At 65.3% G+C, this 24789-nt stretch carries 21 protein-coding genes; 15 read left to right on the forward strand and 6 right to left on the reverse strand.

What is annotated here, in order from left to right:
* Positions 1-84: 84 nt before the first annotated feature.
* From mdh to AC066S_RS30230, 9 genes are all read left to right on the forward strand, one after another.
* Entirely contained in the window at positions 85-1053 is a 969-nt protein-coding gene (mdh, locus tag AC066S_RS30190; protein ID WP_028133274.1) for a malate dehydrogenase, read from the forward strand.
* A gap of 204 nt (positions 1054-1257) precedes the next feature.
* The gene (sucC, locus tag AC066S_RS30195) at positions 1258-2454 is read left to right on the forward strand and encodes an ADP-forming succinate--CoA ligase subunit beta (RefSeq protein ID WP_478271349.1); all 1197 of its coding nucleotides are present in this window, start codon (positions 1258-1260) and stop codon (positions 2452-2454) included.
* 4 nt (positions 2455-2458) lie between these two features.
* The gene (locus AC066S_RS30200) at positions 2459-2938 is read left to right on the forward strand and encodes a DUF1579 family protein (protein WP_478271350.1); all 480 of its coding nucleotides are present in this window, start codon (positions 2459-2461) and stop codon (positions 2936-2938) included.
* A 33-nt stretch (positions 2939-2971) separates the two neighbouring features.
* Positions 2972-3856, forward strand: coding sequence for a succinate--CoA ligase subunit alpha (sucD, locus tag AC066S_RS30205; protein ID WP_126261293.1), 885 nt, complete (start codon positions 2972-2974; stop codon positions 3854-3856).
* A gap of 137 nt (positions 3857-3993) precedes the next feature.
* Positions 3994-6963 (forward strand): 2-oxoglutarate dehydrogenase E1 component, encoded by a 2970-nt coding sequence (locus AC066S_RS30210; protein WP_126261292.1) that lies wholly within the window; start codon positions 3994-3996, stop codon positions 6961-6963.
* 160 nt (positions 6964-7123) lie between these two features.
* Positions 7124-8359, forward strand: coding sequence for a 2-oxoglutarate dehydrogenase complex dihydrolipoyllysine-residue succinyltransferase (odhB, locus tag AC066S_RS30215; protein ID WP_478271351.1), 1236 nt, complete (start codon positions 7124-7126; stop codon positions 8357-8359).
* Between the two features lie 52 nt (positions 8360-8411).
* Complete coding sequence (locus AC066S_RS30220; protein WP_478271352.1) at positions 8412-9173, forward strand: SDR family oxidoreductase; 762 nt, start codon at positions 8412-8414, stop codon at positions 9171-9173.
* A gap of 57 nt (positions 9174-9230) precedes the next feature.
* Entirely contained in the window at positions 9231-10631 is a 1401-nt protein-coding gene (lpdA, locus tag AC066S_RS30225) for a dihydrolipoyl dehydrogenase (protein WP_478271353.1), read from the forward strand.
* Positions 10632-10665: 34 nt separating this feature from the next.
* Entirely contained in the window at positions 10666-11196 is a 531-nt protein-coding gene (locus tag AC066S_RS30230) for a hypothetical protein (RefSeq protein ID WP_126261289.1), read from the forward strand.
* Positions 11197-11332: 136 nt separating this feature from the next.
* Here the strand turns inward: AC066S_RS30230 and AC066S_RS30235 are convergent, their stop codons facing one another.
* Together AC066S_RS30235 and AC066S_RS30240 are read right to left on the reverse strand one after the other, a co-directional pair.
* Positions 11333-11920, reverse strand: coding sequence for a DUF4337 domain-containing protein (locus AC066S_RS30235; protein WP_126261287.1), 588 nt, complete (start codon positions 11918-11920; stop codon positions 11333-11335).
* Between the two features lie 249 nt (positions 11921-12169).
* Positions 12170-13135 (reverse strand): tyrosine recombinase XerC, encoded by a 966-nt coding sequence (locus AC066S_RS30240; protein ID WP_126261286.1) that lies wholly within the window; start codon positions 13133-13135, stop codon positions 12170-12172.
* 121 nt (positions 13136-13256) lie between these two features.
* On the opposite strand from AC066S_RS30240, the gene AC066S_RS30245 reads away from it, so the two are divergent.
* The gene (locus tag AC066S_RS30245; RefSeq protein ID WP_478271354.1) at positions 13257-15467 is read left to right on the forward strand and encodes a primosomal protein N'; all 2211 of its coding nucleotides are present in this window, start codon (positions 13257-13259) and stop codon (positions 15465-15467) included.
* A gap of 231 nt (positions 15468-15698) precedes the next feature.
* Here the strand turns inward: AC066S_RS30245 and AC066S_RS30250 are convergent, their stop codons facing one another.
* Entirely contained in the window at positions 15699-16196 is a 498-nt protein-coding gene (locus AC066S_RS30250) for a septal ring lytic transglycosylase RlpA family protein (protein ID WP_478271355.1), read from the reverse strand.
* Between the two features lie 682 nt (positions 16197-16878).
* Between AC066S_RS30250 and AC066S_RS30255 the strand changes: the two genes are divergently transcribed.
* From AC066S_RS30255 to AC066S_RS30275, 5 genes are all read left to right on the forward strand, one after another.
* Complete coding sequence (locus AC066S_RS30255) at positions 16879-17439, forward strand: F0F1 ATP synthase subunit delta (protein ID WP_126261283.1); 561 nt, start codon at positions 16879-16881, stop codon at positions 17437-17439.
* Positions 17439-18968 carry a F0F1 ATP synthase subunit alpha gene (atpA, locus tag AC066S_RS30260; protein WP_126261282.1) on the forward strand — a complete coding sequence of 510 codons (1530 nt, stop codon included), beginning with the start codon at positions 17439-17441 and terminating at the stop codon, positions 18966-18968. Before AC066S_RS30255 ends, atpA begins: the two co-directional genes overlap by 1 nt.
* Before the next feature lie 176 nt (positions 18969-19144).
* Entirely contained in the window at positions 19145-20017 is an 873-nt protein-coding gene (locus AC066S_RS30265; RefSeq protein ID WP_135171538.1) for a F0F1 ATP synthase subunit gamma, read from the forward strand.
* 81 nt (positions 20018-20098) lie between these two features.
* Positions 20099-21532: a F0F1 ATP synthase subunit beta gene (atpD, locus tag AC066S_RS30270; protein ID WP_025032831.1), complete on the forward strand. Its 1434-nt coding sequence runs from the start codon at positions 20099-20101 to the stop codon at positions 21530-21532.
* Positions 21533-21636: 104 nt separating this feature from the next.
* Positions 21637-22044, forward strand: coding sequence for a F0F1 ATP synthase subunit epsilon (locus AC066S_RS30275; protein WP_478271356.1), 408 nt, complete (start codon positions 21637-21639; stop codon positions 22042-22044).
* 195 nt (positions 22045-22239) lie between these two features.
* Here AC066S_RS30275 and AC066S_RS30280 read toward each other — a convergent pair whose 3' ends face one another.
* From AC066S_RS30280 to AC066S_RS30290, 3 genes are all read right to left on the reverse strand, one after another.
* The gene (locus tag AC066S_RS30280; RefSeq protein WP_126261279.1) at positions 22240-22740 is read right to left on the reverse strand and encodes an RNA pyrophosphohydrolase; all 501 of its coding nucleotides are present in this window, start codon (positions 22738-22740) and stop codon (positions 22240-22242) included.
* A gap of 199 nt (positions 22741-22939) precedes the next feature.
* Positions 22940-23446: an RNA pyrophosphohydrolase gene (locus AC066S_RS30285; protein WP_135171539.1), complete on the reverse strand. Its 507-nt coding sequence runs from the start codon at positions 23444-23446 to the stop codon at positions 22940-22942.
* Between the two features lie 78 nt (positions 23447-23524).
* Positions 23525-24748, reverse strand: a complete 1224-nt coding sequence (locus AC066S_RS30290; protein ID WP_478271357.1) for a divergent polysaccharide deacetylase family protein — start codon at positions 24746-24748, stop codon at positions 23525-23527.
* Positions 24749-24789: the final 41 nt, after the last annotated feature.

Here is a 24789-nt window from a genome sequence, read left to right on the forward strand (position 1 = left end):
ATTGGGCGACTTGAACGGGGGAGGCGAAAGGGATAACCACCCGTCTCAGTTTCCCCTCCTTACGTGTCTAAAGGACAGGCTCACATGGCGCGCGACAAGATTGCTTTGATTGGCTCCGGTCAGATCGGCGGAACGCTGGCTCACCTCATCGGCCTGAAAGAACTGGGCGACGTCGTGATGTTCGACATCGCCGAGGGCGTGCCGCAGGGCAAGGCGCTCGACATCGCGCAGTCCTCGCCGGTCGACGGTTTTGACGCGCATTACACCGGCGCCAATTCCTACGAGGCGCTCGACAATGCCAAGGTCTGCATCGTCACCGCCGGCGTGCCGCGCAAGCCCGGCATGAGCCGCGACGACCTGCTCTCCATCAACCTCAAGGTCATGGAGCAGGTCGGTGCCGGCATCAAGAAATACGCGCCCGACGCCTTCGTCATCTGCATCACCAACCCGCTCGACGCCATGGTCTGGGCGCTGCAGAAGGCTTCAGGCCTGCCGCACAAGAAGGTCGTCGGCATGGCCGGCGTGCTGGATTCGGCCCGCTTCCGCTACTTCCTGGCCGACGAGTTCAACGTCTCGGTCGAGGACGTCACCGCCTTCGTGCTCGGCGGCCATGGCGACACCATGGTGCCGCTGGTGAAGTATTCCACCGTCGCCGGCATTCCGCTGCCCGACCTCGTCAAGATGGGCTGGACCTCGCAGGCGCGCCTCGACGAGATCGTCGACCGCACCCGCAACGGCGGCGCCGAGATCGTCAACCTGCTCAAGACCGGCTCGGCCTTCTACGCGCCGGCTGCCTCGGCCATCGCGATGGCCGAGAGCTATCTGCGTGACAAGAAGCGCGTTTTGCCCTGCGCCGCCTACCTGAACGGCGAATACAGCGTGAAGGACATGTATGTCGGCGTGCCCGTCGTAATCGGCGCCAAGGGCGTCGAGCGCGTCGTCGAGATCGAGCTTGCCGGCAAGGATCGCGAGGCCTTCGACAAGTCGGTCGGTGCCGTCCAGGGCCTGGTCGATGCCTGCAAGAAGATCGCCCCCGATCTTCTCGGCCGCTAAGGCGCAAAACACTTCCCGCCGAAGACCGAAAACCCGGTCTTCGGCGGTTTCATTTCCGGGGCCCATGTCCGGGCGGGCCCCGGTTCGGCAGTCCAGATCGATGTCAGAGAATCCGGGTTGCAGTTCCTGTGGTATATGGTATGCCAGCCACAAGACTGAGGTGGGCCCTAGAGGTCACCGCCCGCGGGTTCAGGGAGCGACCATATGAATATCCATGAATATCAGGCCAAAGCGCTGCTGAGTGAGTTCGGCGTGCCGATCTCCAAGGGCGTCCCGGTCCTCAAGCCGGCGGATGCGGAAGCCGCCGCCAAGGCCCTGCCGGGCCCGGTCTATGTGGTGAAGAGCCAGATCCATGCCGGCGGCCGCGGCAAGGGCAAGTTCAAGGAAGCCAGTGCCGGGGACAAGGGCGGCGTCCGCATCGCCAAGTCGGCCGCAGAGGTCTCCGAATTCGCCAAGCAGATGCTGGGCGCGACGCTGGTGACGATCCAGACCGGCCCCGCCGGCAAGCAGGTCAACCGCCTCTACATCGAGGACGGCTCCGACATCGACAAAGAGTTCTATCTTTCGCTCCTGGTCGACCGCGAGACCTCGCGCGTCTCGTTCGTGGTGTCGACCGAAGGCGGCGTCAACATCGAGGACGTCGCGCACAATACACCTGAGAAGATCGTGACCTTCTCGGTCGATCCCGCCACCGGCATCATGGGTCATCACGGCCGCACCGTCGCGAAGGCGCTGAAGCTCTCCGGCGATCTCGCCAAGCAGGCCGAAAAGCTCACCGCGCAGCTCTATGCGGCCTTCGTCGCCAAGGACATGGCGATGCTGGAGATCAACCCGCTGGTGGTAACCAAGCAGGGCCAGCTCCGCGTGCTCGACGCCAAAGTGTCGTTCGACGACAACGCGCTGTTCCGTCACCCCGAGGTGCTCGCGCTGCGCGACGAGACCGAGGAAGACGCCAAGGAAATCGAGGCGTCGAAGCACGACCTCAACTACGTCACCCTCGACGGCAATATCGGCTGCATGGTCAACGGCGCCGGTCTCGCCATGGCGACGATGGACATCATCAAGCTCTACGGCATGTCGCCCGCCAACTTCCTCGATGTCGGCGGCAGCGCCAGCAAGGAGAAGGTCGCCGCCGCCTTCAAGATCATCACCGCCGATCCCAACGTGAAGGGCATCCTGGTCAATATCTTCGGCGGCATCATGAAGTGCGACGTGATCGCCGAGGGCGTCACGGCGGCGGTTCGCGAGGTCGGCCTCAACGTGCCGCTGGTGGTTCGCCTCGAAGGCACCAATGTCGAGCTCGGCAAGAAGATCATCGATGAATCCGGACTGAACGTCGTCGCGGGCGACAATCTCGACGATTCCGCGCAGAAGATCGTGAAGGCCGTCAAGGGAGGCTAAGGCCATGGCCCAGGACCATCTCGCCGCATCATCTCCGCTTCCCGAGCACGCGCGCCTCGCCGCGTTCGCCGGCGAATGGGATGGCGAAGAGATGGTCTTCCCGTCGCGCTGGACCGCGGGCGGGCCGGCCACATCGCGCACCGTCGCGCGCATGGACCTCAACGGATTCTACCTGATCCAGGACAGCGTCCAGATGCGCGAAGGCAAGCAGATCTTCGCCACCCACGGCATCTTCAGCTACGACCGCGACGACCGGACCTACAAATTGTTCTGGTACGACTCGCTCGGTTACACGCCGCCCTCGCCCGCCTCCGGCGGCTGGGTCGGCAAGACCCTGACACTGGTGCGCGGCTCGCTCCGCGGCAATGCGCGCCATGTCTACGAGATCATCGACGACAATTCCTATTCGTTGAAGATCCAGTTCTCGCCGGACGCGGAAGGCTGGGCCGACGTCCTCACCGGCGTCTACCGCCGCATCCACTGACCTCTCACTCGTTAGTTCGCGAAAGCAGACCTCATGTCCATCCTGATCGACAAGAACACCAAGGTCATCTGCCAGGGCTTTACCGGCAAGAACGGCACCTTCCATTCCGAGGCCGCGATCGCCTACGGCACCAAGATGGTCGGCGGCACCTCGCCCGGCAAAGGCGGCGCCACGCATCTCGGCCTGCCGGTGTTCGACACCGTGCGCGAGGCGCGTGAGAAGACCGGCGCCGACGCCTCGGTGATCTACGTGCCGCCGCCGGGCGCGGCGGATGCGATCTGCGAAGCCATCGACGCCGAAATCCCGCTGATCGTCTGCATCACCGAGGGCATTCCTGTCCTCGACATGGTGCGGGTGAAGCGCTCGCTGCTCGGCTCCAAGTCGCGCCTGATCGGGCCGAACTGCCCGGGTGTCATGACCGCAGGCGAGTGCAAGATCGGCATCATGCCCGCCAACATCTTCAAGACCGGCTCGGTCGGCATCGTCTCCCGGTCCGGCACGCTGACCTATGAAGCCGTGTTCCAGACCTCCCAGGAGGGCCTCGGCCAGACCACCGCGGTCGGCATCGGCGGCGACCCGGTCAAGGGTACCGAGTTCATCGACGTGCTGGAGATGCTGCTGGCCGACCCCAAGACCGAATCGATCATCATGATCGGCGAGATCGGCGGCTCCGCCGAGGAGGACGCCGCCCAGTTCCTCAAGGACGAGGCCAAGCGCGGCCGCAAGAAGCCGATGGTCGGCTTCATCGCCGGCGTCACCGCCCCTCCGGGCCGCCGCATGGGCCATGCCGGCGCGATCATTTCGGGCGGCAAGGGCGACGCCGGTTCCAAGACCGAGGCGATGAAATCGGCAGGGATTACAGTGTCTCCGTCGCCCGCCCGCCTCGGCCACACGCTTGCCGAAAAGTTGAAGGGCTAATTCACTTCTTCGTGCTTTTCCGGGCGAAGTTTCGCAGCAAATAGGGTAAAGGGTGCCTGTCGCGCCGAGCCTCTGCCGGGGAGCTCGGTGCCAGCGCCGTTTGTTATGCGCGAACCAAAATCGCCAGGAACTCCAGTATGTCTCGCCAGGACGCGAACGCAGCCTTTGCCTTGTCTTCCTTTTTGCAGGGCACCAACGCCACCTACATCGACGAAATCTACGCCCGCTACGAGAAGGACCCGTCCTCGGTCGACGCCGAGTGGCAGGAGTTCTTCAAGAGCCTCAACGACCAGCCGGCTGACGTCCGGAAGAACGCGGAAGGCCCGTCCTGGGAGCGCGACAACTGGCCGCTGACGCCGCAGGACGATCTCACCTCCGCGCTCGACGGCAACTGGGCGGAAGTCGAGAAGGCGGTCGGTGCCAAGATCGCCGCCAAGGCGCAGGCCAAGGGCGGTGACAAGGGCGCCGCCCTCTCCTCCGCCGACCTGCTCCAGGCGACGCGCGATTCCGTCCGCGCCCTGATGCTGATCCGCTCCTACCGCATGCGCGGTCATTTCCACGCCAAGCTCGATCCGCTCGGCATCGAAGCCCAGCGCAACCGCGAAGAGCTCGATCCGCGCACCTACGGCTTCAGCGAAGCCGATTTCGACCGCAAGATCTTCCTCGATCACGTGCTCGGCCTCGAATACGGCACGCTGCGCGAGATCACCGCGATCTGCGAGCGCACCTATTGCCAGACGCTCGGCGTCGAGTTCATGCACATCAGCAACGCCGCGCAGAAGGCCTGGATTCAGGAGCGCATCGAGGGACCCGACAAGGAGATCTCGTTCACCCGCGAAGGCCGCAGGGCCATCCTGATGAAGCTGGTCGAAGCCGAAGGCTTCGAGAAGTTCTGCGACACCAAGTTCACCGGCACCAAGCGCTTCGGCCTCGACGGCGGTGAAGCGCTGATCCCGGCGCTCGAGCAGATCATCAAGCGCGGCGGCAATCTCGGCGTGAAGGAGATCGTGCTGGGCATGCCGCATCGCGGCCGTCTCAATGTGCTGACGCAGGTGATGGCCAAGGCGCACCGCGCCCTGTTCCACGAGTTCAAGGGCGGCTCGGCCAACCCCGACGCGGTCGAAGGCTCCGGCGACGTCAAGTATCACCTCGGCGCCTCCTCGGACCGCGAGTTCGACGGCAACCGCATCCATCTGTCGCTGACCGCAAACCCCTCGCATCTCGAGATCGTCGATCCCGTGGTGCTCGGCAAGGTGCGCGCGAAGCAGGACCAGCACGGCGATCCGCCGGACATGCGCATCTCCGTGATGCCGCTGCTGATGCACGGCGACGCCGCGTTCGCCGGCCAGGGCGTGGTCGCCGAGTGCTTCGGCCTGTCCGACCTGAAGGGCTACCGCACCGGCGGCTCCGTGCACTTCATCGTCAACAACCAGATCGGCTTCACCACCTATCCGCGCTACTCGCGCTCTTCGCCCTATCCGTCGGACGTGGCGAAGATGATCGACGCGCCGATCTTCCACGTCAACGGCGACGATCCGGAAGCGGTGGTGTTCGCGGCCAAGGTCGCGACCGAGTTCCGGCAGAAATTCCACAAGCCCGTCGTCATCGACATGTGGTGCTATCGCCGCTACGGCCACAATGAGGGCGACGAGCCGGCCTTCACCCAGCCGGTGATGTACAAGCGGATCGCGGCCCATCCCTCGACCCTCACGCTCTACTCCAAGCGCCTGATCGCCGAAGGCGTGGTCACCGAGGGCGAGGTCGACAAGCTGAAGGCCGACTGGCGCGCCCGGCTCGATGCCGAGTTCGAGGCCGGCACCTCCTACAAGCCGAACAAGGCCGACTGGCTCGACGGCAAGTGGTCCGGCTTCAAGATCGCCGACCAGGAAGAGGACGCCCGTCGCGGCGTCACCGGCGTCGACCTTCCGATCCTGAAGGACATCGGCCGCAAGATCACCAAGGTGCCGGACGGTTTTCGCGTTCACCGCACCATCCAGCGCTTCCTCGACAACCGCGCCAAGGCGATCGACACCGGTGCCGGCATCGACTGGGCGACCGGCGAAGCGCTGGCGTTCTGCACGCTGCTCCAGGAAAACCACCATGTCCGTCTGTCCGGACAGGATTCCGAGCGCGGCACCTTCTCGCAGCGCCACTCGGTCCTGATCGACCAGGAGGACGAGAGCCGCTACACGCCGTTCAATCATCTCGGCAGCGAGCAGGGCCATTACGAGGTCATCAACTCGCTGCTGTCGGAAGAGGCCGTGCTCGGCTTCGAATACGGCTATTCGCTCGCCGAGCCGAACACGCTGACGCTGTGGGAAGCCCAGTTCGGCGACTTCGCCAACGGTGCGCAGGTCGTGTTCGACCAGTTCATCTCCTCGGGCGAGCGCAAATGGCTGCGCATGTCCGGCCTCGTCTGCCTTCTGCCGCACGGCTATGAGGGCCAGGGACCGGAGCACTCCTCGGCGCGCCTCGAGCGTTTCCTGCAGATGTGCGCCGAAGACAACATGCAGGTGGTCTACCCGACCACGCCGGCGAACTACTTCCACGCGCTGCGCCGCCAGCTGCACCGCGAGATCCGCAAGCCGCTGATCATGATGACGCCCAAGTCGCTGCTGCGTCACAAGCGGGCGGTGTCGCGTCTCGAGGAGCTGGCCAAGGGGACGACCTTCCACCGCATCCTCTATGATGACGCCCAGATGCTGCCGAGCGAGGCGATCAAGCTCGTTCCGGACGAGAAGATCCGCCGCATCGTGCTCTGCTCCGGCAAGGTCTATTACGACCTCTACGAGGAGCGCGAGAAGCGCGGCATCGACGACATCTATCTGATGCGCGTCGAGCAGCTCTATCCGGTGCCGCTGAAGGCGCTGGTGGCCGAGCTGTCGCGCTTCAAGAAGGCCGAAGTGGTGTGGTGCCAGGAAGAGCCCCGCAACATGGGTGCCTGGCACTTCATCGAGCCCTATCTGGAATGGGTGCTGAACCAGGTGAACGGCGCGAGCCGGCGTCCGCGTTATGTCGGCCGCGCCGCTTCCGCCGCGACTGCCACGGGTCTGATGTCCAAGCATCAGGCGCAGCTGAAGGCGTTCCTGGACGAAGCACTGAGCTGAAAAGTTTTAGAATGCTGTCATTGCCCGCGAAGGCGGGCAATCCAGTATGCCGTGACTTTCGTGATCATGACGAACGCCGCGGAGTACTGGATGCCCCGCCTTCGCGGGGCATGACGTATGAATTGATGACCGCATTGGCGATCTCCTTAAGGAAAAGACCATGACTGAAATTCGTGTGCCGACGCTCGGCGAATCCGTCACCGAGGCCACCATCGGCCGCTGGTTCAAGAAGGCCGGCGATCCCGTCGCCGTCGACGAGCCCTTGGTGGAGCTCGAGACCGACAAGGTCACCATCGAAGTGCCCGCGCCCTCCGCCGGCACGCTGAGCGAGATCATCGCCGCTGATGGCGCGACGGTTGCCGTCGGCGCGCTGCTTGGCCAGATCACCGATGGTGCCGGTGCTGCCAAGCCCACTGCCGCGCCCGCCAAGCCTGCCGCTGCTGCGGCGCCCGCCGCTGCTGCACCGGCTCCGGCCGCGAAGGCGGCCCCGGCCGATGCCCCGCTCGCACCGTCCGTGCGCAAGCTCTCCGCCGAGACCGGCATCGACGCCTCCACCGTTCCGGGCTCCGGCAAGGACGGCCGCGTCACCAAGGGCGACATGTTGGCGGCGATCGAGCGCGCGGCCTCGGCGCCGACCCCGGTCAACCAGCCCGCCGCCGCCGTGCAGGTTCGTGCGCCGTCGCCGGCCGATGACGCCGCCCGCGAAGAGCGCGTCAAGATGACCCGGCTGCGCCAGACCATCGCGCGCCGCCTCAAGGACGTGCAGAACACCGCGGCCATGCTGACGACCTTCAACGAGGTCGACATGACCAACGTCATGGCGTTGCGCGCGCACTACAAGGATGCGTTCGAGAAGAAGCACGGCGCCAAGCTCGGCTTCATGGGCTTCTTCACCAAGGCCGTCGTGCAGGCGCTGAAGGACATTCCGGCGGTCAACGCCGAGATCGACGGCACCGACCTGATCTACAAGAACTACTACCACATCGGCGTCGCCGTCGGCACCGACAAGGGCCTCGTCGTCCCCGTGGTGCGCGACTGCGACCACAAGTCGATCTCCGACATCGAGAAGAGCATCGCCGATTACGGCCGCCGCGCCCGCGACGGCCAGCTCAAGATCGACGAGATGCAGGGCGGCACCTTCACCATCACCAACGGCGGCATCTACGGCTCGCTGATGTCGACCCCGATCCTGAACGCGCCGCAGTCCGGCATCCTCGGCATGCACAAGATCCAGGAGCGGCCGATGGTCGTCGGCGGCAAGATCGAGGTCCGCCCGATGATGTATCTGGCGCTGTCCTACGATCACCGCGTCATCGACGGCAAGGAAGCCGTCACCTTCCTGGTTCGCGTCAAGGAGAGCCTGGAAGACCCGGCGCGCCTGGTGCTCGATCTCTGATCCCTGATGCTCTGCGAGCGCCGTCGCCATGCGCGGCGGCGCGTGTCGAACCATGGAGGCGCGCGTGACGGATAAGGTCGTTGTCATCACCGGCGGCAGCCGCGGCATCGGGCGGGCAACCGCGATCGCGGCGGCCGCGCGCGGTTTCCGCGTGGTGGTCGGGTACGCCAGCAACAAGCAGGCCGCCGACGAGGTGGTCGCGCAGATCGAGGCCAGCAACGGCAAGGCCATCGCGGTGAAATGCGATGTCGCCGAGGAAAGCGACATCCTCGAATTGTTCAAGGCCGCCGACAAGTTCGGCACGCTCGGGGCGCTCGTCAACAACGGCGGCATCGTCGGCCAGAGCGGCGTGCGCGTCGACGAGATGTCGGCCGAGCGCATCCAGCGCGTGCTGGCGGTCAACGTCACCGGCTCCATCCTCTGCGCGCGCGAGGCGGTGAAGCGGATGTCGACCAGGCACGGCGGCCAGGGCGGCGTCATCGTCAATCTGTCGTCGGTCGCGGCCAGGCTCGGCGCCCCCAACACCTATGTCGACTACGCCGCCTCCAAGGGCGCGGTGGATTCCTTCACCATCGGTCTCGGCTACGAGGTCGCGGCCGAGGGCATCCGCGTCGCCGCGATCCGTCCCGGCCTGATCGATACCGAAATCCACGCCGCCGGCGGCGAGCCCGATCGCGCCCATCGTCTGGCCCACATGGTGCCGATGAAGCGCGTCGGCACCGCCGACGAAATCGCCAATGCCATCATCTGGCTGATGTCGGACGAGGCGTCTTACGTCACCTCAGCCATTCTCGATGTGTCCGGCGGGCGCTGACGCGCCGGCGGACGCTGACACACCCTCATCACGGCAAACCTTACGGGACTTTCTCTCATGGCTACCTACGATCTCGTCGTCATCGGCACCGGACCGGGCGGTTATGTCTGCGCGGTGCGCGCCAGCCAGCTCGGCATGAAGGTCGCCGTGGTCGAAAAGAACGCCAACCTCGGCGGCACCTGCCTCAATGTCGGCTGCATGCCGTCGAAGGCGCTGCTGCACGCCTCCGAGATGTTCGAGGAGGCCGCGCACTCGTTCGCCAAGATGGGCGTGTCGGTCTCGTCGCCGAAGCTCGATCTGCCCGCGATGATGAACTTCAAGCAGCAGGGCATCGACGGCAACGTCAAGGGCGTCGAATTCCTGATGAAGAAGAACAAGATCGACGTGCTCAAGGGCACCGGCAAGATCTTGGGGACCGGCAAGGTCGAGGTCTCCGCCGACGGCAAGTCGCAGGTCGTCGAGACCAAGAACATCGTCATCGCCACCGGCTCGGATATCGCACGCCTCAAGGGCATCGAGATCGACGAGAAGCGCATCGTGTCCTCGACCGGCGCGCTGTCGCTGGAGAAGGTGCCGGGCAGAATACTGGTCATCGGCGCCGGTGTGATCGGGCTCGAGCTCGGCTCGGTGTGGCGCCGACTAGGGTCCGAAGTCATGGTCGTCGAATTCCTCGATCGCATCCTGCCCGGCATGGACGGCGAGATCGCCAAGCAATTCCAGCGCATCCTGGAAAAGCAGGGATTTGCATTCAAGCTCGGTTCGAAGGTCACTGGCGTCGAAGTGAACAGCAAGGCACTGCTCGCGAAAATCGAGCCGGCTGCGGGTGGCGCGGCCGAGACCATCGAGGCCGATGTCGTTCTCGTCTGCATCGGCCGCGTGCCGTACACCGACGGGCTGGGCCTGAAGGAAGCCGGCGTCGCGCTCGACGCGCGCGGCCGCGTGCAGATCGATCCGCATTTCGCCACCAGCCTCAAGGGCGTCTATGCCATCGGCGACGTCGTCGCGGGCCCGATGCTCGCGCACAAGGCCGAGGACGAAGGTGTTGCGGTGGCCGAGATCATCGCCGGCCAGGCCGGCCATGTGAATTACGATGTGATCCCGGGCGTCGTGTATACCACGCCGGAAGTGTCCTCCGTCGGCAAGACCGAGGAGGAGCTGAAGCAGGCGGGCATCGCCTACACCGTCGGAAAGTTTCCCTTTACCGCCAATGGCCGCTCCAAGGTCAATCAGACCACTGACGGCTTTGTGAAGATTCTCGCAGACGCGAAGACCGATCGCGTGCTCGGCGTGCACATTATCGGCCGCGAAGCCGGCGAAATGATCCATGAGGCGGCCGTTCTCATGGAGTTTGGCGGCAGCGCGGAAGATCTCGCGCGCACCTGCCACGCGCATCCGACCCGCTCGGAGGCCATCAAGGAGGCCGCGCTTGCAGTCGGCAAGCGGGCCATCCATATGTAGCCACGCGCCCAGCGCCGAATAGGGCGGGAAACACATGCTGCGCCGCGTTCTTCAACCGCTCTGGGTCCTGCTTGCGATCATCTTCCTGATCGAAGCCTGGCTGTGGGACCATCTCGAACCGATCGTTGCCCGGGTCGTCGCAGCCATCCCCTTGGCGCGCTTCAAGCAATGGCTGACGGAGCGCGTCGACGCTCTGTCGCCGGCCATGACGCTGATCGTGTTCGCCGTCCCCGTCGTGCCGCTGTTTCCGCTCAAGCTCGTGGGCCTCTGGCTGCTCGCGCACGAATACTGGACCAGCGCGGTCTTCATGATCGTGTTCGCAAAGCTGGTCGGCGTCGGTGTCACCGCCTTCGTGTTCGACGTGACGCGCCACAAGCTGCTGGAGATGCACTGGTTCGAGCGGATCTACGAGCTCGTGCTGAAGATCCGTGCCAAGGCCGCCGAGCTGGTCAACCCGGTCAAGCAGCGCATCCGCGAGCTGATCGCCGGCAACGGGCAGGGGTGGTCCGTTCGCACGCTTCGCCTGATCCAGCGTTTCAGGAAGAGCGTGCACGAGGCGCGGTGAGCGCCGGAGGGGCGCGGCTTTATCCTTCGTCATTGCGAGCGCAGCGAAGCAATCCAGAGTCTTTCCTTGGAGGCAGTCTGGATTGCTTCGTCGCTTCGCTCCTCGCAATGACGCGGCGAGAGCCCCGCCGCAGCCCTCAATGCAAATGCAACAAATGCGGCCACCACAGGCCGAGCGCGGTCATGAACAGGCCGGCGATCGTCAGCACGCCGCTGACGTAAGCCAGCGCCATCATGCCCGTGATGATGGTGGCCGAGGCCAGCACGATGCCGATCTGGAAGGCGGCCGAGGCCAGCTCGAAGTGATGGTATTTCGCGGTCGCCTCGTCGCGATCGTGCTCGGCATGCTTGGCCTTCTCGGCGAGCTGCTCGGTGCCTTCGCCGGTCTCGGGTTCGGAGCGGTAGCGCGCCGCCGTCTTGGTCCAGTCGTCGATTTGCTTCTGCACGGCGGGCTTCTGCGCCTCGTCCGCGGCGGCGAGCGCGAGCTTGCCCTGCTCGGCCGCGGTCACCACCACGGTGCGGCGGATGCTCTTGGCCTGGAAGAACGCCCAGAGATTGGCGGCCTCGACGTTCTTGCTGATCGATTCGGTCTGGGCACCCTTGCCGAGCGTCTCTGAGATCGCCAGGAACAGCGCCAGCACCGCGATCAGGAGCGCGATCTTCTTGTTCGAGCCGGACGCGTGTTCGGCGTGCTCGGCGTGCTCCATGCTTTCGTGTGCGCCCATGATTCCCCTCTTGGTCGGTTCCGCAACGATTGACCGAACCGCGCGGCCAGCGCAAGAGGCACGCGAGCTATGACGAGAGTGTGTCAGTCTATTGGCACGTGTCCCGGACGCGGCGCAGCGTGCAGCGCTGCGACGCCGAGCCGGGACCCAGAAGCTTCAGATGATCGCGCGGCGGGATGGGCCCCGGCTCTGCAGCGCACCGCTGAAGCAGCGCTGCGCCGCGTCCGGGGCACGAGAGCTGCAAAGGCGTCAGCGCCGCGGATGCGCGCTGGCATAGACCTCGAGCAGCCGCTCGGAATCGATGCCGGTATAGACCTGGGTGGTCGACAGCGAGGAATGGCCGAGCAATTCCTGGATGGCGCGCAAGTCGCCGCCGCGCGAGAGCAGGTGCGTGGCGAAGGAATGGCGCAGCGCGTGCGGGGTGGCGCTGTCGGGCAGGCCGAGCGCGCCGCGCAGCCGCTCCATCGCGAGCTGGATGATGCGCGGGCTCAAGGGCCCGCCGCGCGCGCCGACGAAGATCGGGCCTTCCGCCGGCAGCGGATATGGGCACATCGCAACGTAGTCCTGCACCAGCTCGAGCACGTTCTGGAGCACCGGCACCATGCGGGTCTTGTTGCCCTTGCCGGTCACGATCAGCACGTCGCCTTCGCCGGGCCGCGGCACCTCGCGGCGCTTCAACCCCAGCGCTTCGGAGATGCGCAGGCCCGAGCCGTACAGCAGCGCCATCACCGCAGCATCGCGCGCCAAAATCCAGGTCTCGCGGTCCTCGCCGGCGCGCTCGTCGGCATCGGCAAGACGCTTTGCGGAGGCCATCGGCAGCGGCTTCGGCAGGCTCTTCGCCACCTTCGGCGCGCGAATGGCGGAGAGTGCGCCGACCTTGCCCTTGCCTTCGCGCTCGAGGAAGCGCCCGAACGAGCGCAGCCCCGCGAGCGCGCGCATCAGGCTGCGGCCGGCGATGTCATCGGCCCTGCGCATTGCCATGAAGGCACGCACGTCGGTGGCTTCCAGCGCGGCGAAACGCTTGAGCGTGACCCGCTCGCCCCAATGGGCACAGAGGAAATCCAGGCATTGCCGCAGGTCGCGGCCGTAGGCCTCCAGCGTCTTCGGCGACAGCCGCCGCTCGGCCCCGAGATGCGACAGCCAGCGCGTCATCTCCTGCGCGATCGAGGGATCGGCGCTGGCGAGCTCGATTTGTGGGGCGGCCGCTTTGCTCATGCGCTCTGGACGTAATGATTCCGCACAGTATATCGCATCACACTCGTTTATCGTTCGCTAAGGTCGCCCCCGGACGCTAGCCTTCGGCCCCGGGTTCCGATTCTCCCTGCAAAGACCGTTGATGGATCATTCGTCGCGCAGCACGACCGCCCCCACCAACGCGACCGGCATGGTCGACGTGCTGGTGCCGGTCGCGCTCGACCAGACCTATTCCTACAAGGTGCCGCGCGGGATGGAGCTGAAGGCGGGCGATCTCGTCGGTGTGCCGCTCGGGCCGCGCGAGGTGCTCGCCGTGGTCTGGGGCGAGAACGCCAATCCGGATCCGCGCCTGCACAACCGTCTCAAGGAGGTCAGCGAGAAGCTCGACATCCCGCCGCTCAAGCCCGAGCTGCGCCAGGTGGTCGACTGGGTCGCCAATTACACGCTGAGCCCGCGCGGCATGGTGCTGCGCATGTGCCTGCGGATGGGCGAAAATCTCGGTCCCGAGCGGGTGCGTCCCGGCGTGCGCCTGACCGGCGATCCGCCGAAGCGGCTGACGCCGGCACGCCAGCGCGTGATCGAGCTGCTGTCGGACCGGCTGCTGCACGGCAAGTCGGAAGCCGCCAAGGAAGCCGGCGTTTCCTCAGGCGTGATCGACGGCCTCGTCGATGAAGGCACGCTCACGGTCGAGCCGATGCCGCCGCCGGCGCCGCCCCCGGCGCCCGATCCGGATTTCGGCCGGCCGGATTTTTCGCCGCTGCAGCGGGCCGGCGTGGATGCCATGCGCGCGCTTGCCGCCAACGGCACCTTCCACGTCGCATTGCTCGACGGCGTCACCGGCTCGGGCAAGACCGAGGTCTATTTCGAGGCCGTCGCCGAAACCATCCGCCGCGGGAAACAGTCGCTGATCCTGATGCCGGAGATCGCGCTCACCGGCCAGTTCCTCGATCGGTTCGCGCAGCGCTTTGGCGTGCGTCCGATCGAGTGGCATTCTGAATTGACGCCGCGCACGCGCGCGCGCAATTGGGCGGCGATCTCCTCAGGCACCGCGCCGGTCGTGGTCGGCGCGCGCTCGGCGCTGTTTCTGCCTTACGCCGATCTCGGCCTGATCGTCGTCGATGAAGAGCACGACCAGGCCTACAAGCAGGACGAGGGCGTGCATTATCACGCCCGCGACATGGCGGTGGTGCGCGCGCATATCGCCAGGATCCCGGTGGTGCTGGCCTCGGCGACGCCGTCGGTCGAGTCCGAGGTCAATGCGCGCAAGAGCCGCTATCAGCGCATCGCGCTGCCCTCGCGCTTCGGCGGCCAGCACATGCCGCATATCGAGGCCATCGACATGCGCCGCGAGCCGCCCGCGCGCGGCCGCTTCATCTCGCCGCGGCTGGCCGGCGAGATCAGGACCGCAATCGAGAAGCGCGAGCAGGCGCTGCTGTTCCTCAATCGCCGCGGCTATGCGCCGCTGACGCTGTGCCGGGCCTGCGGCCATCGCTTCGCCTGCACCATCTGCGATGCCTGGCTGGTCGATCACCGCTTCCGCCAGCGCCTGGTCTGCCACCATTGCGGCTTCTCGATGCCGCGCCCGCACATCTGTCCGAACTGTTCGGCTGAGGAATCGCTGGTCGCGGTCGGTCCCGGCGTCGAGCGCCTGCAGGAGGAGGCGGCGGCGCTGTTCCCGCAGGCGCGCACCATGGTGCTGTCGAGCGATCTCGTCACCTCGATCGAGACGATGCGCTCCGAGCTTGCCGAGATCGCGGAGGGCCGCGTCGACATCATCATCGGCACCCAGCTCGTGGCCAAGGGCCACAATTTTCCGCGGCTCAATCTCGTCGGCGTGGTCGATGCCGATCTCGGCCTGTCCAATGGCGATCCGCGTGCGGCGGAGCGCACCTGGCAATTGCTCAACCAGGTGATCGGCCGCGCCGGTCGCGAGCAGGGTCGCGGCATCGGGTACTTGCAGACCCACCAGCCCGATCATCCCGTGATGAAGGCGCTGATCGCCTGCGACCGCGAGGCCTTCTACGACAGCGAGATCGAGCTGCGCGAGAAGACGCTCTATCCGCCGTTCGGCCGGCTCGCCAGCCTGATCATCTCCGCCGGCGACCGCCCGAGCGCCGAAGGTCTCGGCCGCCGTCTCGTCGCGCTCGCGCCGCGCGACGAGCGCGTCGTCGTGCTCGGGCCGGCGGAAGCGCCGCTCGCCGTGATCAAGGGCCGCTACCGCTTCCGCATCCTGGTGAAATCGGCGCGCGGTTTCGATCTGTCGGATTATTTGCGCAACTGGCTCGCGGTCTGCCCGAAGCCGACGGGCAATCAGAAGCTCGAAGTCGACGTCGACCCGCAGAGTTTTTTGTAAGCGCTGCCGCCGCCACATCCTCCGCCGTCATTCCCGGGCGCGACGAAGTCGCGAGCCCGGAATCCATCGGACGGCATGACGTGCGGTGAAATGGATTCCGGGCTCGCGCTTCGCGCGCCCCGGAATGACAGAACGTAAAAAAGCCCGCGGTCCCCCAAGACCGCGGGCTTGTTTCAGGCGCGCATCAAACTGATGAAAACTGCGCGCGTGATGTGAGGCGCGGCTGGCGCCTTAGGAAACGACTTCCGCGGTGACACGGCCAACGCCGGCACCGGTGAGGCCGATGGCGCGGGCGGCGCCCGTGGAGAGGTCGAGCACCCGGCCGCGAATGAACGGGCCGCGGTCATTGATGGTGACGATGACGCTGGAGCCGCGGTGGGTGACGCGCAGCTTGGTGCCGAACGGCAGCGAGCGGTGCGCAGCGGTCAGGGCGTTCTGGTTGAAGCGCTGGCCCGAGGCGGTGCGGTTGCCGGACTCGTTGCCGTAATAGGAGGCGATGCCGGAGAAGCTGCGGCCGGTGCCCGAGGTCGGATTCATCGCCGCATTGGCATTGCGCCAATCGGAGCTCGCGTTGGCGTCGGCCTGGGCGTGGTGACGGTGATGATGCTTGTGGTGGCGGGATTTGGCGGAAGCTTCGGTGGCTGTTCCACCGATCAGGAGAGTTGCGGCAACGAAAGCGATCGCCGTACGCGGCCGGGTCACAAAGCCCAGCGTCTTCAAAGACAACATTTATTGGTCCCTAAGCTAGTATTGCCACATGTGTGGCAAGTGGAGCCCCCATCAGTTTGTGAGCGGTCTGGCGTTTCGATCCCCAATGCGGCGTGAATTGGGCAGTAAATCGGTTCTGTGTCGTCATGAAACATCTTGTTACTCGAACCAGATATTCAGCCTCATATCCTTAATCTTCGCATTTAACGATATATTAACCTATTGAATACTTACGAATACTGTAAAACGAAGTCATACCTTTAATTGTTTAGAATTGGGTAAGTATTCGGCGAGTGGAGCTGCGGGGACCGCAGTCACGCCTCAGCGATCCGTGTTCATGGCCGCTATGCGCTGGAGGCAGGAACCAAAGCCGGGGAAGGATCCGCGAGCCCGCGCCAATTCCGCGACCGGTCAGGTCACCATCCCAAGTCCTTGATCGAGTCTGGTCCGATCGCGAGACCCGGCAGACATCGATGTCGCAGCGTGCGACGAACTGGCGACAGAACCTCGTGCCTTTAATTTGGCGTCATGTTGCACCTGCGCGCCTGCTATGTTAGCAAAGCCGCGATTTTAACGAGCCCGGCACGTCCCGTGCTGGTCGAAAATCGAAGTCCCGCTTGAATTCCAAGGGCTTGGATCGCTAGGCGCCGCTTCGTGGCGACGGTTTTTCCCTTGCGAGTTTGACAGCAAAAAGAGCGCGTCTGTGGCTGCAGAAGATACGTCCGTTTCCGGTGTGTCCGGCCGTTATGCAACGGCCTTGTTCGAACTGGCCCGCGACCAGAAAGTGGTCGATGAGGTCAAGGCCGATCTCGAGAAATTCGAGGCCTTGCTGAACGAAAGCGCCGATCTGAAGCGCCTCGTCCGCAGCCCGGTGTTCGCCGCCGACGCCCAGTCCAGGGCCCTGTCGGCCGTGCTGGCCAAGGCCGGCATCGCCGGCATCTCCGCCAATTTCCTCAAAGTGCTGACCGCCAACCGCCGCCTGTTCGTGGTGGCGGACGTCATTCGCGGCTATCGCGCCCTCGTCGCCAAGTTCAAAGGCGAGACGACGGCCGACGTCACGGTGGCGGAAGCGCTCTCGGACAAGAATCTCGACGCCCTCAAGGTTGCCCTGAAGTCGGTGACCGGCAAGGACGTCGCGCTGAACGTGAAAGTCGATCCCGCGATCATCGGTGGCCTCGTCGTCAAGCTGGGCAGCCGCATGGTCGATGGTTCGCTTCGCACCAAACTCAATTCGATCAAGCACGCGATGAAAGAGGCAGGCTGATGGACATCCGCGCCGCGGAAATTTCCGCGATCCTCAAGGACCAGATCAAGAATTTCGGCCAGGAAGCTGAAGTCTCCGAAGTCGGACAGGTGCTGTCCGTCGGCGACGGTATCGCCCGCGTCTACGGTCTGGACAACGTCCAGGCCGGTGAAATGGTCGAGTTCGAGAACGGCACCCGCGGCATGGCGCTGAACCTCGAAACCGACAACGTCGGCGTCGTTATTTTCGGTGCCGACCGTGAGATCAAGGAAGGCCAGACCGTCAAGCGCACCCGCGCCATCGTGGACGCGCCGGTCGGCAAGGGCCTGCTCGGCCGCGTCGTCGACGCGCTCGGCAACCCGATCGACGGCAAGGGCCCGATCCAGGCCGACAAGCGCATGCGCGTCGACGTCAAGGCGCCCGGCATCATTCCGCGCAAGTCGGTGAGCGAGCCGATGGCGACCGGCCTCAAGGCGATCGACGCCCTGATCCCGATCGGCCGCGGCCAGCGCGAGCTGATCATCGGCGACCGTCAGACCGGCAAGACCGCGATCGCGCTCGACACCATCCTGAACCAGAAGCCGCTCAACGCGCAGCCCGACGAGAACATCAAGCTGTACTGTGTCTACGTCGCGGTCGGCCAGAAGCGCTCGACGGTTGCCCAGTTCGTCAAGGTGCTGGAAGAGCAGGGCGCGCTCGAATACTCGATCATCGTCGCCGCCACCGCCTCGGATCCGGCGCCGATGCAGTACATCGCGCCGTTCACCGGCTGCACCATGGGCGAGTACTTCCGCGACAACGGCATGCACGCCGTCATCATCTATGACGACCTTTCGAAGCAGGCCGTCGCCTATCGCCAGATGTCGCTGCTGCTGCGCCGCCCGCCGGGCCGCGAAGCCTATCCCGGCGACGTATTCTACCTGCACTCCCGCCTGCTCGAGCGCGCGGCGAAGCTGAACAAGGACCAGGGTTCGGGCTCGCTGACGGCGCTGCCTGTCATCGAAACCCAGGCCAACGACGTGTCGGCCTACATTCCGACCAACGTCATTTCGATCACCGACGGCCAGATCTTCCTGGAAACCGACCTGTTCTTCCAGGGCATCCGTCCCGCGGTGAACGTCGGTCTGTCGGTGTCGCGCGTCGGCTCCTCGGCGCAGACCAAGGCCACCAAGAAGGTCGCCGGCAAGATCAAGGGCGAGCTCGCGCAGTACCGCGAAATGGCGGCGTTCGCGCAGTTCGGTTCCGACCTCGACGCCTCGACCCAGCGTCTGCTCAATCGCGGCTCGCGCCTCACCGAGCTCCTGAAGCAGCCGCAATTCTCGCCGCTGAAGATGGAAGAGCAGGTCTGCGTGATCTGGGCCGGCACCAACGGCTATCTCGATCCGCTGCCGCTCAACAAGGTGCGCGCGTTCGAGGACGGCCTGCTCTCGCTGCTGCGCGGCAAGCACGTCGACATCCTCACTTCGATCCGCGACAGCCGCGACCTCTCCGACGACACCGCTGCCAAGCTGAAGTCGGTGGTCGAAGGTTTTGCGAAGAGCTTCGCGTAACTAAAAGGCGTCATGGCCGGGCAAGAGCGCGAAGCGCGTCTTCGCAATTGAGCTCCCGGCCATCCACGCGTCACCGCGTGGGCAGAAGACGTGGATGCCCGGGACGAGCCCGGGCATGACGACTGGGATAGGCAGCGGCTCGATCATAAGGGTCGAACCGCCGGGGTGAACGAAGAATGGCGTCACTTAAAGACATGCGCGTCCGCATCGCCTCCACCAAGGCGACGCAGAAGATCACCAAGGCCATGCAGATGGTCGCAGCCTCCAAGCTGCGCCGCGCGCAGACCGCCGCGGAAGCGGCGCGTCCCTATGCCGACAAGATGAGCGCGGTGATCTCCAACATCGCCGGCGCCGCGGCGGGCTCGCCCGGCGCACCGGCGCTGCTGGCCGGCACCGGCAAGGACCAGGTCCACCTGCTGCTGGTCTGCACCGGCGAGCGCGGCCTGTCCGGCGCCTTCAACTCCTCGATCGTGCGCCTGGCGCGCGAGCGCGCCCTGGCGCTGATGGCGCAGGGCAAGGACGTGAAGTTCTTCTGCGTCGGCCGCAAGGGCTACGAGCAGCTGCGCCGCCAGTTCGACAAGCAGATCGTCGAGCATCTCGACCTGCGCAGCGTGCGCCAGCTCGGCTTCGTCAATGCCGAGGACATCGCCAAGAAGGTGCTGGCGCGTTTCGACAACGGTGAATTCGACGTCTGCACGCTGTTCTATTCGCGCTTTCGCTCGGTGATCGCGCAGATCCCGACCGCCCAGCAGATCATTCCGCTGGTGGTCGAGGAGGGCGGTGCCGCCAACACGACGTCTTACGAATACGAGCCGGAAGAGGACGAGATCCTCACCCGCCTTCTGCCGCGCAACCTCGCGGTCCAGATCTTCCGCGCGCTGCTCGAGAACAACGCCTCGTTCTACGGCGCGCAGATGAGCGCGATGGACAACGCGACGCGCAACGCCGGTGAGATGATCCGCAAGCAGACGCTGGTCTACAACCGCACGCGTCAGGCGCAGATCACCAAGGAACTGATCGAAATCATCTCGGGCGCCGAGGCCGTCTGATCAAGACGCTTCAGTACCCACTCAACCCAACATCCCGGTCGTAGACCGTGGCTTAGAAGTTCGGATCGAAGGAGACATTCAATGGCAGCCCAGGTCGGTCGCGTCACCCAGGTCATCGGCGCCGTCGTCGACGTGCAGTTCGAAGGCCACCTCCCGGCCATTCTCAATTCGCTCGAGACCAAGAACGGCGGCAACCGCCTGGTGCTCGAAGTCGCCCAGCATCTCGGCGAGTCCACGGTCCGCACCATCGCGATGGACACCACCGAGGGTCTGGTCCGCGGCCAGGAAGTGACCGACACCGGCGCTCCGATCCGCGTTCCCGTCGGCGAGGGCACGCTCGGCCGCATCATCAACGTCATCGGTGAGCCGATCGACGAAGCCGGTCCGGTCAAGACCGAAGGCCTGCGCGCCATCCATCAGGAAGCGCCGACCTACACCGACCAGTCGACCGAAGCCGAAATTCTCGTCACCGGCATCAAGGTCGTCGATCTCCTGGCTCCCTATGCGAAGGGCGGCAAGATCGGCCTGTTCGGCGGCGCCGGCGTCGGCAAGACCGTGCTGATTCAGGAGCTGATCAACAACGTCGCGAAGGCGCACGGCGGTTACTCCGTGTTCGCCGGCGTCGGCGAGCGCACCCGCGAAGGCAACGACCTCTATCACGAGTTCATCGAGTCCAAGGTCAACGCCGATCCGAAGAATCCCGATCCGAGCGTGAAGTCGAAATGCGCGCTGGTGTTCGGCCAGATGAACGAGCCGCCGGGCGCCCGCGCCCGCGTCGCGCTCACCGGTCTGACCATCGCGGAAGACTTCCGCGACAAGGGCCAGGACGTGCTGTTCTTCGTCGACAACATCTTCCGCTTCACCCAGGCCGGCTCGGAAGTGTCGGCGCTGCTCGGCCGTATTCCCTCTGCGGTGGGTTATCAGCCGACGCTCGCCACCGACATGGGCGCGCTGCAGGAGCGCATCACCACCACGCAGAAGGGCTCGATCACCTCGGTGCAGGCCATCTACGTTCCGGCCGACGACTTGACCGACCCGGCGCCCGCGACCTCGTTCGCGCATCTTGACGCGACCACCACGCTGTCGCGCTCGATCGCCGAAAAGGGCATCTACCCCGCGGTGGACCCGCTCGACTCGACCTCGCGCATGCTGTCCCCGCTGGTCGTCGGCGAGGAGCATTACGCGGTCGCCCGTCAGGTCCAGCAGGTGCTGCAACGCTACAAGGCGCTGCAGGACATCATCGCCATTCTCGGCATGGACGAGCTTTCGGAAGAGGACAAGCTGACCGTGGCCCGCGCCCGCAAGGTCGAGCGCTTCATGTCGCAGCCGTTCCACGTCGCCGAAATCTTCACGGGCTCGCCGGGCAAGTTCGTCGACCTCGCCGACACCATCAAGGGCTTCAAGGGCCTCGTGGAAGGCAAGTACGACCACCTGCCGGAAGCCGCCTTCTACATGGTCGGCACCATCGAAGAAGCCGTCGAGAAGGGCAAAAAGCTCGCTGCCGAGGCGGCCTAAGGGGCGAATGGCGAATAGGGAGTAGCGAGTAGAGGCGCTGCTCCCCGGTTCGCTACTCGCCATTCGCCACTCGCCATTCGCCACTCGCTATCCGCAGGTTTCCCATGGCCACCTTCCACTTCGATCTCGTCTCCCCGGAAAAGCTCGCCTTCTCGGGCGAGGTCGACCAGGTCGACATCCCCGGCGTCGAGGGTGACTTCGGCGTGCTGGCAGGGCATGCGCCGGTCGTGGCGGCGATCCGCCCCGGCATCCTCACCGTCACTACCGCCGGCAAGCACGAGAAGGTCATCGTGCTCGGCGGTATCGCCGAGGTCTCCGAAAAGGGCCTGACCGTGCTCGCCGACGTCGCGACGTCGCTGGCCGAGCTCGATCGTGCCCAGTTCGCCGAGACGATCGCGGAGATGGAAGAGAGCCTGAAGGAGCACGAAGGCAGCGAGCTCGATCAGGCCATCGAGCGACTCGACCACTTCAAGAGCATTCAGCACCAGCTCAACGCGACGGCTATGCACTAAGCCCCGGGGCACCGCTCCGGGGCTCAAGTCTGAAATTCCTGAACAGGTTCAGCGCTCGCCACCGACCGTGGCGGGCGTTGAACTTTTGTTGCACGAGAGATGGTGGTCTCTCACACGCGCACCCGCAAATGGCCGACCGAAATCCTCAATGATTTCAAACCCCATTCTACTGTGCATGGGGTTGTTTTCGCGGTTTCAGTTTGCGAAGGGCGCAAACTGCTCGGCCACTGCGCGATAGACCTCGCGCCGGAACGGCACCACGATGTCGGCGACGCGGTCGAGGCGCTCCCAGCGCCAGGCGTCGAACTCGGCGGGCTGGCCGTTGCGCGGCGTCAGCGGGTCGATCTCGTCATCCTTGCCGGTGAAGCGCAGCGCGAACCATTTCTGGCGCTGGCCGCGGAATTTCGCCAGCCGATGCGTCTGCGGGCCGTCGTAAGGCGGGAATTCGTAGGTCAACCAGTCGGTCTCGCCGAGATAGTCTGCGCTGACGACGCTGGTCTCCTCCCAGAGCTCGCGCATCGCCGCGTCGCGCAAGTTTTCGCCCTCGTCGACGCCGCCCTGCGGCATCTGCCAGTCGAGCCCGGGCAGGATGACCTCGGGCCCGTCGCCCTTGAAGCGGTGGCCGACCAGCACGCGGCCATCGGCATTGAACAGGGCGATGCCCACGTTGGGGCGGTAGGGCTTTTCATTGGTCATCTTTGTCATTCCGGGGCGCGCGGAGCGCGAGCTCTGATGCGCCATTGCGCATCTGAGAATCCATAACCACAGGCAGTCGACGGTTGGAAGCTCGTGGTGATATTCGGCCCACCATTACCGCCTGGGGTTATGGATCCCCGCCCCCGTGCGCAATTGCGCACTAGGCGGGGATGACGAGCGAGGGTGGAGCGACAGTGGATCATTCATCCGCCAGCGCAGAAAATTCCTGCACCACGCGTTCATAGACCGGGCGCTTGAACGGAATGATCAGTCCGGTCAGATTCTTCATCGGCTCCCAGCGCCAGCTGACAAACTCGGCCTTGTGGCCGCCGCCGCCGGGCTTTTCGACGTCGATCTCGCTGTCCTTGCCGGTGAAGCGCACCGCATACCATTTCTGGCGCTGGCCGCGGTAGCGGCCTTTCCAGGCGCGCCCGGCGACCGTGCGCGGAATGTCGTAAGTGAGCCAGTCCGGGACCTCGCCGAGCCGCTCGACCGAGCGCACGCTGGTCTCCTCATATAGCTCGCGCTTGGCGGCCTCCCAGGTGTCCTCGCCGGGATCGACGCCGCCTTGCGGCATCTGCCAGACATGGGTGTCGTCGACATGCTCGATGCCGCCGGCGCGGCGGCCGATGAACACGCGTCCCTCTTTGTTGAGCAGCATCACACCGACACAGGTGCGGTAGGGCAGATCCTCGTAACGCGCCATTCCGCCAGACCTCTCGCATGCTGCCGGTACGGCCTAACCGGCCTCCCGCCAGGACAAGTGCCGTACCAATTCGTTGATTTAGCTGGATTTTGATTTCAGCATCGCGGTTGTCAATGGCACCAGGAGAATACCCCGGTCGCCCAATGTCCTGGTCCAGGCAGCGATGCGGTCGATCGAGACGGGCAGAGCGGAGGCCGTGCCGACGGCGATGCCGCGCTCGCGCGCCGTCGTTTCGAGCTTGTTGAGCGCGCGGTCGATCTCGGTCGCCGTCGGCACCACGTCGATCGCGATGTCGCCCTTGCCGAACGGCATGGCCTGGCTCACCGCAGCCTGGGCTGCGATGCTGCGGGGCGAGGAGCCGTCGTCGAAGAAGCCGAGGCCGCGCTTGGCCGCCTCGCGGATGATCGGCTGCATCGCCGGCTCGGTCGCGATGAAGCGGGCGCCCATGAAATTGGCGATGCCGGCATAGCCCTGCATCCGGCTCAGATGCCAGTACAGGCGGTCCATGTTCTGGTCGGCGCTGAGCGAGGTCAGCAGCGTCTGCGGTCCCGGGTCGTTGTCGGGAAAATCGTAGGGCTCCATCGGGATCTGCAGGAAGATCTCGTGGCGCTGCGCACGGGCCCGCTCGGCGAGCTTGCCGGGATCGGCGCCATAGGGCGTGAAGGCCAGCGTCACCGCGCCCGGCAGCTTCATGATGGCGTCGGTGGTCTTGGCGGCGCCGACGCCGAGGCCGCCGATCACGATGGCGACCACCGGCATCTTGGCGGCCTTGGCGCGATCGGCATCCGCGGCATAGACGCTGAACGGCTTCAGCCCTTCGGTCGCGACCGGGATCATGCCGTAGCGCGATTTCTCCAGCAGTTTTGGATTGATCCCGGCCATGACGGGCGGCGGGGCTGACGCTGCGGCATCGCCCTTGTCGGCGGCATCGCCGGCACCGATGACCACGTCGTGGCGGGCGCCGGTGGAGCCGTCGATCATCGTGACGGTCTTCGGCTCACCCACCTGCTTCGGGGCACCTCTGGTCTCGTGGTTGCCCGCTTGCTTGGTCTCGGGGCCATGGTCTGTGGCCGCGGGCTTCTCGTCCGCTGCCTTGTCCGCCGGCTTGATCGCGATCCGCGTCATCGGCTCGCCGCCGAGCGGGTCCTTGTTGAAGATGGCGAAGCCGGCAAAGGTGATCAGGAACAGGCTGAGCAGAACGGCGAGCAGCTGCATGGCCGTGAACGGCAGCCGCAGCCGGCCTTGCCGGCGCGGCTTATCCTGTCCGAGCGGGGCGCTCAGATCATCGGCCGTTTCAGTCATGCGCGATCCCGAATCACTGCAAATGACGATACCACGCCGAG

The sequence above is a fragment of the Bradyrhizobium sp. CFUWI genome (assembly GCF_056429085.1).